Raw genomic sequence first — 15906 nt, forward strand, 5'->3', positions numbered from 1 at the left:
CGGGGGGCGCGCGCAGTTGCTGACTGAGGGTGGCCGAGGTCGTGTAGAAGTACGGGAATCAGGGAACCTTCTGGTCTCCCGCCGCGTTTCTGCTACGTGCACAGTGACATCGCGGTGACAGGGTGTGGCGACGGGCGGGGTGCGGCTACGATGACCGGCACAAGGACGGGCGACGCAAGGGAGTCGTCCTCTGGGGCGGCGCCCACCGGCGTCACCCCAAGTCCTGCGGACAGGGGAGGCCCCACGCCGGGGCGAGGAGGGCGGGCCATGGTGCAGAAGGCCAAGATCCTCCTGGTCGATGACCGGCCGGAGAATCTGCTGGCGCTGGAGGCCATCCTCTCTGCGCTCGATCAGACGCTGGTGCGGGCATCGTCCGGGGAGGAAGCGCTCAAAGCACTGCTCACGGACGACTTCGCGGTCATTCTGCTGGACGTCCAGATGCCGGGCATGGACGGTTTCGAAACGGCCGCGCACATCAAGCGGCGAGAACGCACTCGGGACATCCCGATCATCTTCCTCACCGCGATCAACCACGGACCGCATCACACGTTCCGGGGCTACGCGGCGGGCGCGGTGGACTACATCTCCAAGCCCTTCGACCCCTGGGTGCTGCGCGCGAAAGTCTCCGTCTTCGTCGAGCTGTACATGAAGAACTGCCAGCTGCGCGAGCAGGCGGCGCTGCTGCGGCTCCAGTTGGAGGGCGGCGACAAGGCGGCTGCCGGGGAGGCGAAGGAGCCGGCGGGGTTGCTCGCCGAACTGTCGGCGCGGCTCGCGGCGGTCGAGGAGCAGGCCGAGGCGCTGTCCAAGCAGCTGGACGACGAGTCGGCGGACGCGGCGGCGGTGGCCACGGCGGCCCATCTCGAACGCAAACTCACGGGGCTGCGGCGCGCGCTGGACGCTTTGGAGCCGGGCACGGGGAGTTCTTCCTCGGTGCCGTCGCAGAACTGACGTGCGCCGTAGGCGTCGTGGCGCGCGGTCGTGCGTGAGCCCAGGCGGGGTTGCGTGCTTGAGCGTGCGTCAACTCGACGCCTTTCCGGGGGCGACACGAACGGGTGAACCATCGGTCACACGTGTCCGCCGTCGTCTCCACCGGTAACCTCACACCTATGGCCTCACGTCCCTCCGCAGCCAAGAAGCAGCCCGCGAAGAAGGCTGCCTCCGCGAAGGCTCCGGCGAAGAAGGCCGCCGCTGCGAAGAAAGCCCCGGCGAAGAAGGCGCCCGCCAAGAAGGCCGCGGCGAAGAAAGCCGCGCCGCCGAAGCCGGCGCCCAGTCCGACCGGGGGCATCTACCGGCTCGTGCGCGCCGTCTGGCTCGGGGTCGCGCACGCCGTCGGCGCGGTGTTCCGCGGCATAGGGCAGGGCGCGAAGAACCTCGACCCGGCTCACCGCAAGGACGGCGTCGCGCTGCTGCTGCTCGGCCTCGGGCTGATCGTCGCCGCCGGCACCTGGTCGAACCTGCGGGGTCCCGTCGGTGACCTCGTCGAGATCATCGTTACCGGCGCCTTCGGCCGGCTCGACCTGCTCGTGCCGATACTGCTCTCGGTCATCGCCGTGCGCTTCATCCGCCACCCCGAGCAGCCCGAGGCCAACGGCCGCATCGTCATCGGCCTGTCCGCGCTCGTCATCGGCGTGCTCGGCCAGGTCCACATCGCCTGCGGCTCACCCGCCCGCAGCGACGGCATGCAGGCGATAAGGGACGCCGGCGGCCTCATCGGCTGGGGCGCGGCCACACCGCTGAAATACACCATGGGCGAGGTCCTCGCCGTACCGCTGCTCGTCCTGTTGACGATCTTCGGGCTGCTGGTGGTCACGGCCACTCCCGTCAACGCCATCCCGCAGCGGCTGCGGCTGCTCGGCGTGAAGCTCGGCATCGTGCACGACCCTGCCGAGGACGAGCTCGACGAGGACGACGAGCGGTACGACGACCAGTGGCGCGAGGCGCTGCCCGCGCGCCCCCGCAGGCGCGGTCCGGCGCCCGAGGCTTACGACCCCGACAGCGCGGAGCAGGAGGCCCTCACACGGCGTCGTGGGCGCCCCAGGCGCTCCGCGGTGCCACAGCCCGAGCTGAACCGCCCCATGGACGCTGTGGACGTCGCAGCGGCCGCCGCGGCGGCGCTCGACGGTGCCGTCCTGCACGGCATGCCGCCCTCGCCGGTGGTCGCCGACCTCACTCAGGGCGTGAGCGTGGGGGACCGCCAGGAGACGACGCCGACGCCGACGCCCGTTCCGGCACCCGCCGCGCGCCCCAAGCAGGAGAAGCTCGACACGGGAGTCGCGGACCTCACCAAGGCCGCGCCCGAAGTGCCCCGCGAGCTGCCGGCGCGCGCGGAGCAGCTCCAGCTCTCCGGCGACATCACGTACGCGCTGCCTTCCCTGGACCTCCTGGAGCGCGGTGGCCCCGGCAAGACCCGCAGCGCCGCCAACGACGCCATCGTCGCCTCGCTCACCAACGTCTTCACCGAGTTCAAGGTCGACGCCCGCGTCACCGGCTTCACGCGCGGGCCGACGGTCACGCGCTACGAGGTCGAACTCGGCCCCGCCGTGAAGGTCGAGCGGATCACCGCACTGGCCAAGAACATCGCGTACGCCGTCGCCAGCCCGGACGTACGGATCATCAGCCCGATCCCCGGCAAGTCGGCGGTCGGCATCGAGATCCCGAACACCGACCGGGAGATGGTCAACCTCGGTGACGTACTGCGCCTCGCGGCCGCCGCCGAGGACGACCATCCGATGCTGGTCGCGCTCGGCAAGGACGTCGAGGGCGGCTACGTGATGGCGAACATGGCGAAGATGCCGCATGTGCTCGTTGCCGGTGCGACCGGTTCGGGTAAGTCGTCCTGCATCAACTGCCTGATCACCTCGGTCATGATGCGGGCGACCCCGGAGGATGTCCGCATGGTCCTCGTCGACCCCAAGCGCGTCGAGCTGACCGCGTACGAGGGCATCCCGCACCTGATCACGCCGATCATCACCAACCCGAAGCGGGCCGCCGAGGCACTGCAGTGGGTCGTACGGGAGATGGATCTGCGCTACGACGACCTGGCGGCGTACGGCTACCGGCACATCGACGACTTCAACGAAGCCGTGCGAAACGGCAAGGTGACGGCGCCGGAGGGCAGTGAGCGCGAGCTCCAGCCGTACCCCTACCTGCTGGTGATCGTCGACGAGCTCGCCGACCTGATGATGGTCGCCCCGCGCGATGTCGAGGACTCGATCGTGCGCATCACCCAGCTCGCGCGCGCGGCCGGCATCCATCTGGTGCTGGCCACGCAGCGGCCGTCCGTGGACGTCGTCACCGGTCTGATCAAGGCGAACGTGCCCTCGCGGCTCGCCTTCGCCACCTCCTCGCTCGCGGACTCGCGGGTCATCCTCGACCAGCCCGGTGCCGAGAAGCTGATCGGCAAGGGTGACGGGCTCTTCCTGCCGATGGGCGCCAACAAGCCCACCCGTATGCAGGGAGCCTTCGTGACCGAGGAAGAGGTCGCGGTGGTCGTCCAGCACTGCAAGGACCAGATGGCGCCCGTCTTCCGGGACGACGTCACCGTGGGCACCAAGCAGAAGAAGGAGATCGACGAGGACATCGGCGACGACCTCGACCTGCTGTGCCAGGCGGCCGAACTGGTCGTCTCCACGCAGTTCGGGTCGACGTCCATGCTGCAGCGCAAGCTGCGGGTCGGGTTCGCCAAGGCCGGGCGGCTGATGGACCTCATGGAGTCCCGGGGGATCGTCGGACCGAGCGAGGGGTCCAAGGCTCGTGATGTTCTTGTGAAACCTGACGAGCTGGACGGCGTGCTCGCGGTGATACGCGGGGAGTCTTGAAAGAGAGTCCCCGGGCCGGTACTCGATCGTGACTCACCTGTAAGGGATCATTGAGCAACCGTTTCCCGTCGGCGTACGTCAAGTTGAGGGAAGCGCAAAGCGCGTGCCCCACCATCGGCGTGTCCGGCCATTCCGATGGCGTACAAAGTCCCACCGCCCGGTTGCCCCACCCTTTTGCACCCCCCCTAGACTGAACCTCCAGCACAGGTGGCTAAACGCTCGAAAGGCGCCCCCGTGTCCATCGGCAACTCCCCTGAAGACGAGCGTCCGTTCGAAGACGATCGTGAGGATGCCCGCCCTTCGATCGGCCGTGCCCTCCAGCAGGCGCGCATCGCGGCCGGGCTGACCGTCGACGATGTCAGTTCCGCCACCCGAGTCCGCCTCCCCATCGTGCACGCCATCGAGGCGGACGACTTCGCCGCGTGCGGCGGAGACGTCTACGCCCGCGGTCACATCCGGACCCTGGCCAAGGCCGTCCACCTCGATCCCGCCCCGCTGCTCGCCCAGTACGACGCCGATCACGGCGGCCGTCCGGCTCCGACGCCGGCCGCACCCCTGTTCGAGGCGGAGCGCATCCGTCCGGAGCGGCGGGGGCCCAACTGGACCGCTGCCATGGTCGCCGCGATCGTCGCCGTGGTCGGCTTCGTCGGCTTCACCGCGTTCAAGGGCGGTGACGGCGACTCCGGCGCCAAGACACAGGTCGCGGAGGGCTCCAAGCCCGCGACCAAGTCCCCCACGCCCACGCCCAAGAACGACAAGCCCGAGGACCCGAAGCCGGAGCCGTCGGACAGCGCCATCGCCGCCGCTCCCCAGGACAAGGTGACCGTCCAGCTCAGCGCCGCCGACGGAAAGAGCTGGATCTCGGTCAAGGACAACAACGGCATGCGATTGTTCGACGGGCTGCTCAAGGAGGGCGAGACCAAGACCTTCCAGGACGACGAGAAGATCAACCTGGTCCTCGGCGACGCCGGGGCGATCGATCTGTATGTGAACGGCAAGAAGATCGAGGACGACTTCCGGCCCGGGGCCGTGGAGCGGCTGACGTACACGAAGGGCGATCCGCAGGTCGGTTAAACGGCTTCTTCGGATGAGTGGGTACGGGGTTGGCCAAGATCGGCCAACCCCGTCGACGTGGGGTGTCAGCGGGACGAAGTAGTCTTGAGCCCATGCCTGAACGCCGTACCGTCGCACTCGTCACTCTTGGCTGCGCCCGCAACGAGGTGGACTCGGAGGAGCTCGCAGGCCGTTTGGAGGCGGACGGCTGGCAGCTCGTGAAGGACGCCGAGGACGCCGACGTCGCCGTCGTCAACACCTGTGGCTTCGTCGACGCCGCCAAGAAGGACTCCGTCGACGCCCTCCTGGAGGCCAACGACCTCAAGGGGCACGGCAGAACCCAGGCCGTCGTGGCGGTGGGCTGCATGGCCGAGCGGTACGGCAAGGAGCTCGCCGAGGCCCTCCCCGAGGCCGACGGCGTGCTCGGCTTCGACGACTACACCGACATCTCCGACCGCCTGCAGACCATCCTGAACGGCGGCATCCACGCCGCGCACACCCCGCGCGACCGGCGCAAGCTGCTGCCGATCAGCCCCGCCGAGCGGCAGTCGGTGTCCGACGTCGCCCTCCCCGGGCACGGTGCCCCGTCCGACCTGCCGGAGGGCGTGGCTCCGGTGTCCGGCCCCCGTGCGCCCCTGCGCCGCCGCCTCGACGGCGCCCCGGTCGCCTCGGTGAAGCTCGCCTCCGGCTGCGACCGGCGCTGCTCCTTCTGCGCCATCCCGTCCTTCCGCGGCTCCTTCATCTCGCGCCGCCCGAGCGACGTGCTGAACGAGACACGGTGGCTGGCCGAGCAGGGCGTCAAGGAGATCATGCTGGTCTCCGAGAACAACACCTCGTACGGCAAGGACCTGGGCGACATCCGTCTGCTGGAGTCGCTGCTGCCCGAGCTCGCGGAGGTCGACGGCATCGAGCGGGTGCGCGTCAGCTACCTCCAGCCGGCCGAGATGCGCCCCGGTCTGATCGACGTGCTCACCTCCACCCCGAAGATCGCGCCCTACTTCGACCTGTCCTTCCAGCACTCCGCCCCCGGTGTGCTGCGCGCGATGCGCCGCTTCGGCGACACCGACCGCTTCCTGGAACTGCTCGACACGATCCGGAACAAGGCGCCCCAGGCCGGCGTCCGCTCCAACTTCATCGTGGGTTTCCCCGGCGAGTCCGAGGACGACCTGGCCGAGCTGGAGCGGTTCCTGAACGGCGCGCGGCTGGACGCCATCGGCGTCTTCGGGTACTCCGACGAGGAGGGCACGGAAGCGGCGACGTACGACAACAAGCTCGACGAGGACGTCGTCGCCGAGCGGCTGGCACGTGTCTCCCGGCTCGCCGAGGAGCTCGTCTCGCAGCGGGCCGAGGAGCGGCTCGGCGAGACGCTTCAGGTGCTGGTCGAGTCCGTGGACTCCGCCGAGGGCGTGTACGGCCGTGGGGCGCACCAGGCGCCGGAGACGGACGGCCAGGTCCTGCTCACGAGCGGCGAAGGGCTGAGCGTCGGTCGTATGGTCGAGGCCAAGGTGGTCGGTACGGAAGGTGTCGACCTGGTGGCCGAGCCGCTGCAGGGCTCGCTCACGTGTAGTGAGGAGGCGGGCAGATGACCGGAGTACCGGCATCGGCGGCGGGTGGCCCCTCCGGTGCGAAGCGTGCGTCCGCGCCTGCTGCCTCCGTCCCCGCGTCGCCCGGCGGGGCGGGTTCCTCCGGTGCCTCGCCCGGCTCGTCCGAGGGGGCCAAGTCCGCGCGTGGCGGGAAGCTGGCCGCCGCAGCCGTCAACCAGGCCAGCGTCTGGAACGTCGCCAATCTGCTGACCATGCTCCGGCTGCTGCTCGTGCCCGGCTTCGTCGCGCTGATGCTGGCCGACGGCGGATACGACCCGGCTTGGCGCTCGCTCGCCTGGGCGGCGTTCGCCATCGCCATGATCACCGACCTGTTCGACGGGCATCTGGCGCGGACGTACAACCTCGTCACCGACTTCGGGAAGATCGCCGACCCCATCGCCGACAAAGCGATCATGGGGGCGGCGCTGATCTGTCTGTCGGCGCTCGGTGACCTGCCGTGGTGGGTGACGGCCGTCATCCTCGGCCGGGAACTCGGGATCACGCTGCTGCGTTTCCTGGTCATCCGGTACGGCGTCATTCCCGCGAGCCGCGGCGGCAAGCTCAAGACCCTCACGCAGGGCGTCGCTGTGGGGATGTACGTCCTGGCGCTGACGGGGTGGCTGGCCACCCTGAGGTTCTGGGTGATGGCGGCGGCGGTCGTGCTGACCGTCGTGACCGGACTCGACTATGTGAGACAGGCCATTGTGTTGCGCCGGCAGGGAATCGCCGAGCGCAAGGCCGCGTTGGAGGAGACGGAAGCGTGAGTTCCCCGGCCGCCGAAACGGCCGTAGAAGTGGTGCGACTACTCAAGGTGAAGGGTGAGACGCTCGCTGTCGCCGAATCGCTCACGGGCGGACTGGTTGCGGCGGACATCACAGCGGTTCCCGGGGCGTCCCATGTGTTCCGGGGTTCGGTGACCGCCTACGCCACCGAGCTGAAGCACCAGTTGCTGGGAGTCGACGCCACCCTGCTGGCGGAGCGCGGGCCGGTGGATCCGCAGGTCGCGGCCCAGATGGCGACCGGAGTGCGTAAGGCGCTCGGTGCCGACTGGGGCATCGCTACCACTGGGGTCGCCGGTCCGGAACCCCAGGACGGCAAGCCTGTCGGGACGGTGTTCGTGGCCGTCGACGGGCCATCGGCAGTGACGCCGGCGGTGCCCGGTGGCGGGAAGGTGACCGCGTTGCGGTTGAACGGCGACCGTGCGGACATTCGTATGGAGAGTGTACGGAGCGTACTCGCACTGCTCCTGGAGGGGCTTGCGAGCGAACAGACTGGGAATGAGCGGGCACAGGATACGGAACGGAACGGGGGGTTTTGATGTTTGCAGCCCTGAGTGAACACGACATCGCTCCCCGCACGGCCGCGGCGCAAGGCGGTACGGTGGGGCGTAATGGATGCGGCTACGCGGTCCGAGGAGGGAGCCACCGATGATTCTGCTCCGTCGCCTGCTGGGTGACGTGCTGCGTCGGCAGCGCCAGCGCCAGGGCCGTACTCTGCGCGAAGTCTCCTCGTCCGCCCGAGTCTCACTCGGCTATCTCTCCGAGGTGGAGCGGGGGCAGAAGGAGGCTTCCTCCGAGCTGCTCTCCGCCATCTGCGACGCGTTGGACGTACGGATGTCCGAGCTCATGCGGGAAGTGAGCGACGAGCTCGCCCTCGCCGAGCTGGCCCAGTCTGCTGCTGCCACCCCCAGCGAGCCTGTGCCCACGCCGGTTCGCCCCATGCTGGGTTCCGTATCGGTGACCGGTGTGCCACCGGAACGGGTGACGATCAAGGCGCCCGCCGAAGCGGTGGACGTGGTCGCCGCGTGAGGTTCACGCGGGTGTGAGCGTGAGCTGACGCTGCGCTGAGGAAGTGTGCGGGGCCCCGCCGGGGCCTCTCCGGATGATCTGGACACAGGTGATCCGGAGAGGCGCTGGTCGGGGCTTTCGTGCGTTGTGGGGCGGTGGCGGTTGGGGCCCGGGTGGATCGTGGGGAAGCGCCGCTTGGGGCTTTCGTGCATCGTGGGGAGGCGGGGCCGCTGTTTTTCGGTTCGGCGCGGTCGTGTGGACGTCGCGCGGCCTCACTGGTGCGACCGTGTGCCGCCGGTGCGCCCTCCCCGTGGGTGAGCAGGGCGGTCTAGCGTCGGGCTGGAGGTGGGTCCATGGCACGGCCGATAGTGCGCTGGGGGGCCTGGGGCGCGGTTATGGGGCTCGGGGTGTTCTGGTGGTGGGCCGTGGTGCGGCTCGTGGTGTCACCCGGCGCCGGGGCGCTGGAGGGGGCGGTCGCGGCCGGGGGATGGGGGCTGAGTCTGTTGCCGGTGCACTGTGTGCCCAAGGCGCGGGCCGTGGGAGCGGTCGGCGCGGAGCGGTGGGCGCGGGCATGGCGGGCCGCCCGGGCTACCACGGCATCGCCACACCTCCGTTCGGACGCAGGATCTGGCCCGTCGTGAAGGACGAGGCGTCACAGGCCAGGTAGAGGACGGCCTGAGCGACCTCCTCCGGTTCGCCGACCCGGCCCAGGGGTGACATCCGGGACATCAGCGCCTCGGTGTGCGCCTGAGCCTCGGCATCGTGGCGGTCGGTCATGGGCGTACGGATCCAGCCCGGCGCGACCGCGTTGACCCGGATGCCGTGTCGGCCGACCTCTCCGGCCAGTGTCTTCGTCAGCTGGACGACGGCCGCCTTGGCCGCGCCGTAACAGAGCAGACCGGGGCCGCCGGTGTCCACGGCGCCGGAGGCCATGGTGACGATGCTGCCTCTGATCCGCTGCGCGAGCATCAGCCGGGCGGCCTCCTGGCAGGCGTACAGCACTCCCTTGAAGTTGACGGCCAGCACCCGGTCCAGGTCCTCGTCGCGGGTCTCCAGGACCGGGCTGCTGTGCATGATCCCGGCGATCGCGGCCATCACGTCGAGGCGCTCGCAGGAGGCCACGGCCCGGCGGACCCGGTCGCGGTCGGTGACGTCAAGGGGGTGCGTGTGGGCGGTGCCGCCGGCGTCCTTGATGGTTCTCGCCGTCTCGCCGAGGCCCGGTGCGTCGAGGTCCGCGCAGTGCACGGTGGCGCCCGCCTCGGCGAGCAGTACGGCCGAGGCGCGGCCGATGCCGCCGGCGGCGCCGGTGACGAACGCGGTGCGGCCTGTGAGGTCGTACGCCTTGACGGGCATGAAGGGACCGTACGAGCGTTTCTGACGGCCCGTCAATTAGTGGTCGTCGATTAGTGGTCGTCAACGGTCGTCGATTGGTCGTGCCGTGTGGAGTTCGGGGCCGGGTGGATGTGCGGTGTGGCGATCTGCGGTCAACCGGTCGTACGGCGTGGGGTTCTGCGGGGTGGTGCGGTGCGTGGTGCCGGGCCCTTCTGGCAGTTCGGGCACCAGTACGTGGGGCGCTCGCGGGAGCCGTCGCCCTGGTCGGCCGCGCGGACGGGCGTGTGGCAGCGCAGGCAGGGGCGGGGAGCTCGGCCGTACACGAACAGGTCCTGGCCTCGGCGGCCCGTCGTACTGCGGATCGGGCGGTCGCGGTTGGTTTCCAGGAGCTTCTTGGCGAGCGTGGGCAGCTGTGCCGCGCGGTCGGTGGGGAGGGCGCCGACGGGCAGCCATGGGGTGGCGCCGAGGAGGAAGCAGAGCTCGCTCTTGTAGACATTGCCGATGCCGGCGAGGTTGCGCTGGTCGAGCAGGGCTTCGCCGAGGGAACGGGCGGGGTCGGCGAGAAGGTTGGTCAGGGCCCGCTCCGGGTCCCAGTCCGGGCCCAGGAGGTCGGGGCCGAGGTGGCCGATGACGCGGTGCTCGTCGGGGGTGCGCAGGAGTTCGAGTACGGGGAGGCGGTAGCCGACGGCCGTGCGGTCGGCGGTGCCCAGGATCGCGCGGATCTGGTGGGTGGGGCCGCCGGTCCAGCGCTGGTGGTTGGCGTACACCTTCCAGGAGCCGTCCATCCGCAGGTGCGAGTGGAGGGTCAGGCCGCCCTCGACGCGGGTGAGGAGGTGCTTGCCGCGCGGAATCACGTCCAGGACCGTGCGGCCCGTGAGGTCGGCCGTGGCGTACCGGGGCACCCGGAGGTCGCTTCGGGTCAGCACCTTGCCCGCGAGGGCGCCGTGCAGGCGCCTCGCGGCCTGCCAGACCGTGTCTCCTTCGGGCATGGGTCAAGAGTGGCACGCGACGGGCGGGGGCGACGTCGGTGCGGTCACGCTCGTAGCCGCAGGCCGCGAGGTGTCGCGATGAAGCCCGCTCCTTCCAGGAGGGTGCCTATGGGGGAGGTGAGGGCCGAGGCGCCGTTGACGCGCTCCACCGTGACCGTGCCGAGGGAGCCGGCCTTGGCGGCCGCGGCCAGGGCTTCCGCCGCCGCTTGCAGGCGTGGGTCCTCGGTGGCCGTACCGTCCGGAGTGGAGGGCCAGGCCAGCAGGGTCTTGCCGCCGCGCTCCATGTAGAGCGTCAGCTCGCCGTCGACGAGAACCACCAGGGAACCGGCCTTGCGGCCCGGTTTGTGGCCGGCGCCGGTCGGGGGCTCCGGCCAGGGGAGGGCCGCCCCGTACGCGTTCGCGGGGTCGGCGGCGGCGAGGACGACGGCTCGGGAGTCGGGGGCGGGTCGGGTACGGCGGCCGGCGAAGGCGGAGCCGTACGCGGAACCGCCGGGGGCGGGCCCGGGGCCGGTCTGCTGGGGCTGGGCGAAGTCGCGGGGTGAGGTCCATTCGCTCCGCGTGGTGGGGGTGGGGAAGGGGTCCCAGTCGTCGCCGAAGCCGGGACCGGTCCCGGCGGGGTGGCCCTCGGACGGATCCGAACCGTCGCCTGCGAGGGCGTCGGGGGAGCCGATGCCGTACGGTCCCGCGGTCGTGGACGGGTCGACGTCGTTCGGTGGCCAGTCCGTGGAGGGGCCGAAGTCGTACGGCGACGAGGCCCCGGGTGGGCCGAAAGCGTCCGGTGCGCCGTCACTGTGGGGCGGGGCGGGCAGTGCTTCGCCCCGGTCGCGGGCGTTGGCCACCGCGCGGAGGCGGTCGACCGCGCCGTCCATCGCGAACTGGGCGGCGCCGAGGCCCTCGACCACATAGCCGCGTCGTGCCTGGCCGCTGTCCTCGAAGGCGGACAGCACGCGGTACGTCGCCGAGAAGCCGCCCTCGACGCCCTCCGCGGAGACGGCTCCCCGGGTCACCACGCCGTGCCGGTCGAGCAGGACGCGGGCCAGCGCGTGGGCGCGCACGGTGGGGTCCGCCTCCTGCTCCGGAAGCAGGGACCAGCGGCCGGCGACGGTCGGCGGGCCGGTGCGGGAGGCGGGGCGGGCGGCGGCCGTGAGGGAGCCGTAGCGCCCGCGCGGGATCGTTCGCTTGGCGCGGTGGGCGGTGGAGCCCACGGTGCGGCCCGAGCCGAGGAGGGAGCGCATGGGCGCGAGGGTGTCGTTCGTGAGCCGTCCGGACCAGGCCAGGTCCCAGACGGCGTCGGCCAGTTGGGGATCGGTGACGTCGGGGTGGGTGGTGGCGCGGACCTGGTCGCCGATCTGGCGGAAGAACAGGCCGTAGCCCCCGGAGAGGACGTCCAGGACGGACTGGTGGAGCGCCGTCAGCTCGAGGGGGTGGGGAGGGGGCAGCAGCAGGGGGGCCGCGTCCGCCACGCACAGGGAGACCCAGCCGTCCTTGCCGGGGAGCGCCCCTGCGCCTGCCCAGACGATCTCGCCGGCCGCGGTGAGCTCGTCGAGCATCGCGGGGGTGTAGTTCGCGACGCGGGACGGCAGGACGAGCTTCTCCAGGGCGGACGCGGGCACGGACGCGCCCTGCAACTGCTCGACCGCCCGCACCAGCCCGTCGATGCCGCGCAGTCCGTGCCCCTTGCCGATGTGCTGCCACTGAGGGAGGAACTGGGCGAGTGCGGGCGGTGGCACCGGTTCCAGTTCGTGCCGCAGGGCGGCGAGAGAGCGGCGACGAAGGCGGCGGAGGACGGCCGCGTCACACCACTCCTGGCCGATCCCGGCCGGGTGGAACTCGCCCTGTACGACCCTGCCCGTCGCCGCCAGCCGCTGGAGGGCGCCGTCGGTGACCGCCACGCCCAGGCCGAAGCGGGCGGCTGCCGTGGCCGACGTGAACGGGCCGTGAGTGCGGGCGTAGCGCGCGAGGAGGTCGCCGAGCGGGTCCTTGACGGGCTCCATGAAGGCCTCGGGGACGCCGACCGGCAGCGCCGTGCCGAGCGCGTCGCGCAGGCGGCCCGCGTCCTCGATCGCCGCCCAGTGGTCGGTGCCGGCGACGCGGACCCGGATCGCACGGCGGGCGGAGGCCAGCTCCTGGGCCCACTGCGGCTCGGCGCCCCGCTCGCCCAGCTCGGCGGCGGTGAGCGGGCCGAGCAGCCGCAGCAGGTCGGCGACGCCTTCGGCGTCCTTGACGCGGCGGTCCTCGGTGAGCCACTGGAGCTCCCGCTCCAGCTCGGTCAGTACCTCGGCGTCGAGCAGTTCGCGCAGCTCCGCCTGGCCGAGGAGCTCGGACAGCAGCCGCGAGTCCAGGGAGAGGGCGGCGGCGCGGCGCTCGGCGAGGGGTGAGTCTCCCTCGTACAGGAACTGGGCGACGTACCCGAAGAGGAGGGAGCGGGCGAAGGGGGAGGGCTCTGGGGTGGTGACCTCGACGAGGCGCACCTTGCGGGACTCCAGGTCGCCCATCAGCTCGACCAGACCGGGCACGTCGAAGACGTCCTGGAGGCACTCGCGGACCGCCTCCAGGACGATCGGGAACGAGCCGAACTCGCTGGCCACCTGGAGGAGTTGAGAGGCACGCTGACGCTGCTGCCACAGCGGGGTGCGCTTGCCGGGGTTGCGGCGCGGCAGCAGCAGCGCGCGGGCGGCGCACTCGCGGAAGCGGGACGCGAAGAGGGCCGAGCTGCCGACCTGGTCGGTGACGACCTGGTCGACCTCGCCCTTGTCGAAGACGACGTCCGCCGCGCCGACGGGAGCCTGGTCCGCGTCGTACTCCGTGCCGAGCTTTGTCGGTTCCTGGTCCAGCAGGTCCAGGCCCATCAGGTCGGCGTCGGGCAGCCGTAGGACGATGCCGTCGTCGGCGTGCATGACCTGGGCGTCCATGCCGTACCGCTCGGAGAGCTTGGCGCCGAGCGCCAGAGCCCAGGGGGCGTGCACCTGGGCGCCGAAGGGGGAGTGCACGACGACCCGCCAGTCGCCCAGTTCGTCGCGGAAGCGCTCCACGACGATCGTGCGGTCGTCCGGGACGTGGCCGCAGGCCTCGCGCTGCTCGTCGAGGTAGGACAGGACATTGTCCGCGGCCCAGGCGTCCAGGCCCGCGGCGAGGAGGCGGAGGCGGGCGTCCTCCTTGGTGAGGGATCCGACCTCGCGCAGGAACGCGCCCACCGCGCGGCCCAGTTCCAGCGGGCGGCCCAGTTGGTCGCCCTTCCAGAAGGGGAGCCTGCCCGGGACGCCCGGGGCGGGGGAGACCAGGACGCGGTCGCGGGTGATGTCCTCGATGCGCCAGGAGCTGGTGCCGAGGGTGAAGACATCGCCGACTCGGGACTCGTAGACCATCTCCTCGTCGAGTTCGCCTACCCGGCCGCCGCCCTTCTTGGGGTCGGAACCGGCGAGGAAGACCCCGAAGAGGCCACGGTCGGGGATCGTGCCGCCGGAGGTGACGGCGAGGCGCTGGGCGCCGGGGCGGCCGGTGATCGTGCCGGCGACCCGGTCCCAGACCACGCGCGGGCGTAGTTCCGCGAAGGCGTCGGACGGGTAGCGGCCGGCGAGCATGTCGAGGACCGCCGTGAAGGCGGACTCGGGGAGCGAGGCGAAGGGGGCGGCTCGGCGGACCATGGCGAGCAGGTCGTCCAGCTGCCAGGTGTCCATCGCCGTCATGGCGACGACTTGCTGCGCCAGGACGTCCAGCGGGTTCGCGGGGACCTTCAAGGACTCGATGGCGCCGGTGCGCATGCGCTCGGTGACGACTGCCGCCTGCACCAGGTCGCCGCGGTACTTCGGGAAGACCACGCCGGTGGAGACGGCTCCGACCTGGTGTCCCGCACGGCCGACGCGTTGCAGGCCGGAGGCCACGGAGGGCGGGGATTCGACCTGGACCACGAGGTCCACGGCGCCCATGTCGATGCCGAGTTCGAGGCTGGAGGTGGCGACCACGGCGGGGAGGCGGCCCGCCTTGAGGTCTTCTTCGACGAGGGCGCGCTGTTCCTTCGACACCGAGCCGTGGTGGGCGCGGGCGATGACCGGGGGTGCGCCCTGGGCCGCGCCGGAGCCGCCCATGAGTTCGGCGGGGGCGTGGTGTTCGTCCAGGGGCTCGCCGGTGGCCCGTTCGTACGCGATCTCGTTCAGGCGGTTGCAAAGGCGCTCCGCGAGGCGGCGGGAGTTGGCGAACACGATCGTCGAGCGGTGGGCCTGGACCAGGTCGGCGATCCGCTCCTCGACGTGCGGCCAGATCGACGGACGCTCCGCGCCGTCCGTGGCGTCGGCCACCGGGGAGCCGCCCAGTTCGCCCAGGTCCTCGACCGGGACGACGACGGAGAGGTCGAACTCCTTGCCGGACTTCGGCTGGACGACCTCCACCTTGCGGCGGGGGGAGAGGTAGCGGGCGACCTCGTCGACCGGGCGGACCGTGGCCGACAGGCCGATGCGGCGGGCCGGCTTGGGGAGGAGCTCGTCCAAGCGCTCCAGAGTGAGGGCGAGGTGGGCGCCGCGCTTGGTGCCGGCGACCGCGTGTACCTCGTCGAGGATCACTGTGTCGATGCCGGTCAGCGCGTCGCGTGTGGCCGACGTCAGCATCAGGAACAGGGACTCCGGGGTGGTGATCAGGATGTCCGGGGGGCGGGTGGCCAGGGCGCGGCGCTCTGCGGCGGGGGTGTCGCCGGAGCGGATGCCGACCTTGACCTCCGGTTCGGGCATGCCCAGGCGGACGGATTCCTGACGGATGCCGGTCAGGGGGCTGCGGAGGTTGCGCTCCACGTCTACGGCGAGGGCCTTGAGCGGGGAGACGTACAGGACGCGGCAGCGTTTCTTGGGGTCTGCGGGTGGGGGTGTCGAGGCGAGCTGGTCCAGGGCGGCGAGGAAGGCGGCGAGGGTCTTGCCGGAGCCGGTGGGGGCTACCACCAGGACGTCCGAGCCCTGCGCGATGGCCTGCCAGGCGCCTGCCTGGGCTGCGGTGGGCGCGGAGAAGGCCCCCGTGAACCAGCCGCGGGTCGCGGGGGAGAAGGCTGCGAGGGCTCGGTGTGTGGAGCTGGCCATGCGTCCATCCTGCACCTCGGGACTGACAATGCGTCTGCCTCCGGCGGTGGGGCGGTGGGGCGGGGGCCCGTGGGTGCCTTCGGCGGTTGGCGCGGGGGTGCCGGTGGGCGTCTGCGGCGGTGGGGCGCGGGTGCGGTGGCGTCTGCGGCGGTTTGACCGGGGGAGGGGCCCTCCTGCGGCTGGGTGGGTGCGGGGCTCTCCGGCGGCTGGGTGGGTGCCTTCGGTGGTTTGGCCGGGTGCGGATGCCTGCGGATGCCTGCGGCGGCCTGTGCGGGTTCGGTGGG

General features: G+C 71.4%; 11 protein-coding genes. 8 read left to right on the forward strand and 3 right to left on the reverse strand.

Going from position 1 to position 15906, the window contains the following annotated elements:
• Nucleotides 1-267: 267 nt before the first annotated feature.
• From Q4V64_RS38510 to Q4V64_RS55495, 8 genes are all read left to right on the forward strand, one after another.
• The gene (locus Q4V64_RS38510) at nt 268-948 is read left to right on the forward strand and encodes a response regulator (RefSeq protein WP_124438801.1); all 681 of its coding nucleotides are present in this window, start codon (nt 268-270) and stop codon (nt 946-948) included.
• 158 nt (nt 949-1106) lie between these two features.
• A complete protein-coding gene (locus Q4V64_RS38515) occupies nt 1107-3818 on the forward strand; it encodes a DNA translocase FtsK (RefSeq protein ID WP_124438800.1) in 2712 nt (903 codons plus the stop codon).
• A 234-nt stretch (nt 3819-4052) separates the two neighbouring features.
• Nucleotides 4053-4892 carry a RodZ domain-containing protein gene (locus Q4V64_RS38520; RefSeq protein ID WP_124438799.1) on the forward strand — a complete coding sequence of 280 codons (840 nt, stop codon included), beginning with the start codon at nt 4053-4055 and terminating at the stop codon, nt 4890-4892.
• 92 nt (nt 4893-4984) lie between these two features.
• Complete coding sequence (gene rimO, locus Q4V64_RS38525; protein ID WP_124438798.1) at nt 4985-6457, forward strand: 30S ribosomal protein S12 methylthiotransferase RimO; 1473 nt, start codon at nt 4985-4987, stop codon at nt 6455-6457.
• A complete protein-coding gene (gene pgsA / locus Q4V64_RS38530; protein ID WP_124438797.1) occupies nt 6454-7218 on the forward strand; it encodes a CDP-diacylglycerol--glycerol-3-phosphate 3-phosphatidyltransferase in 765 nt (254 codons plus the stop codon). Before rimO ends, pgsA begins: the two co-directional genes overlap by 4 nt.
• Nucleotides 7215-7772, forward strand: coding sequence for a CinA family protein (locus tag Q4V64_RS38535; protein ID WP_124438796.1), 558 nt, complete (start codon nt 7215-7217; stop codon nt 7770-7772). Before pgsA ends, Q4V64_RS38535 begins: the two co-directional genes overlap by 4 nt.
• 109 nt (nt 7773-7881) lie before the next feature.
• The gene (locus Q4V64_RS38540; RefSeq protein ID WP_003993396.1) at nt 7882-8262 is read left to right on the forward strand and encodes a helix-turn-helix transcriptional regulator; all 381 of its coding nucleotides are present in this window, start codon (nt 7882-7884) and stop codon (nt 8260-8262) included.
• A gap of 332 nt (nt 8263-8594) precedes the next feature.
• Complete coding sequence (locus Q4V64_RS55495; RefSeq protein WP_124438795.1) at nt 8595-8882, forward strand: hypothetical protein; 288 nt, start codon at nt 8595-8597, stop codon at nt 8880-8882.
• Here Q4V64_RS55495 and Q4V64_RS38545 read toward each other — a convergent pair.
• The 3 genes from Q4V64_RS38545 to Q4V64_RS38555 form a co-directional block, all read right to left on the reverse strand.
• The gene (locus Q4V64_RS38545; RefSeq protein WP_124438794.1) at nt 8830-9594 is read right to left on the reverse strand and encodes an SDR family NAD(P)-dependent oxidoreductase; all 765 of its coding nucleotides are present in this window, start codon (nt 9592-9594) and stop codon (nt 8830-8832) included. The two genes, Q4V64_RS55495 and Q4V64_RS38545, sit on opposite strands and share 53 nt — an antisense overlap.
• Before the next feature lie 131 nt (nt 9595-9725).
• The gene (locus tag Q4V64_RS38550; RefSeq protein WP_124438793.1) at nt 9726-10562 is read right to left on the reverse strand and encodes a DNA-formamidopyrimidine glycosylase family protein; all 837 of its coding nucleotides are present in this window, start codon (nt 10560-10562) and stop codon (nt 9726-9728) included.
• Between the two features lie 44 nt (nt 10563-10606).
• Complete coding sequence (locus Q4V64_RS38555; protein WP_124438792.1) at nt 10607-15622, reverse strand: ATP-dependent helicase; 5016 nt, start codon at nt 15620-15622, stop codon at nt 10607-10609.
• Between the last annotated feature and the right edge of the window lie 284 nt (nt 15623-15906).

It is taken from the genome of Streptomyces sp. NL15-2K, assembly GCF_030551255.1.
GTDB lineage: Bacteria > Actinomycetota > Actinomycetes > Streptomycetales > Streptomycetaceae > Streptomyces.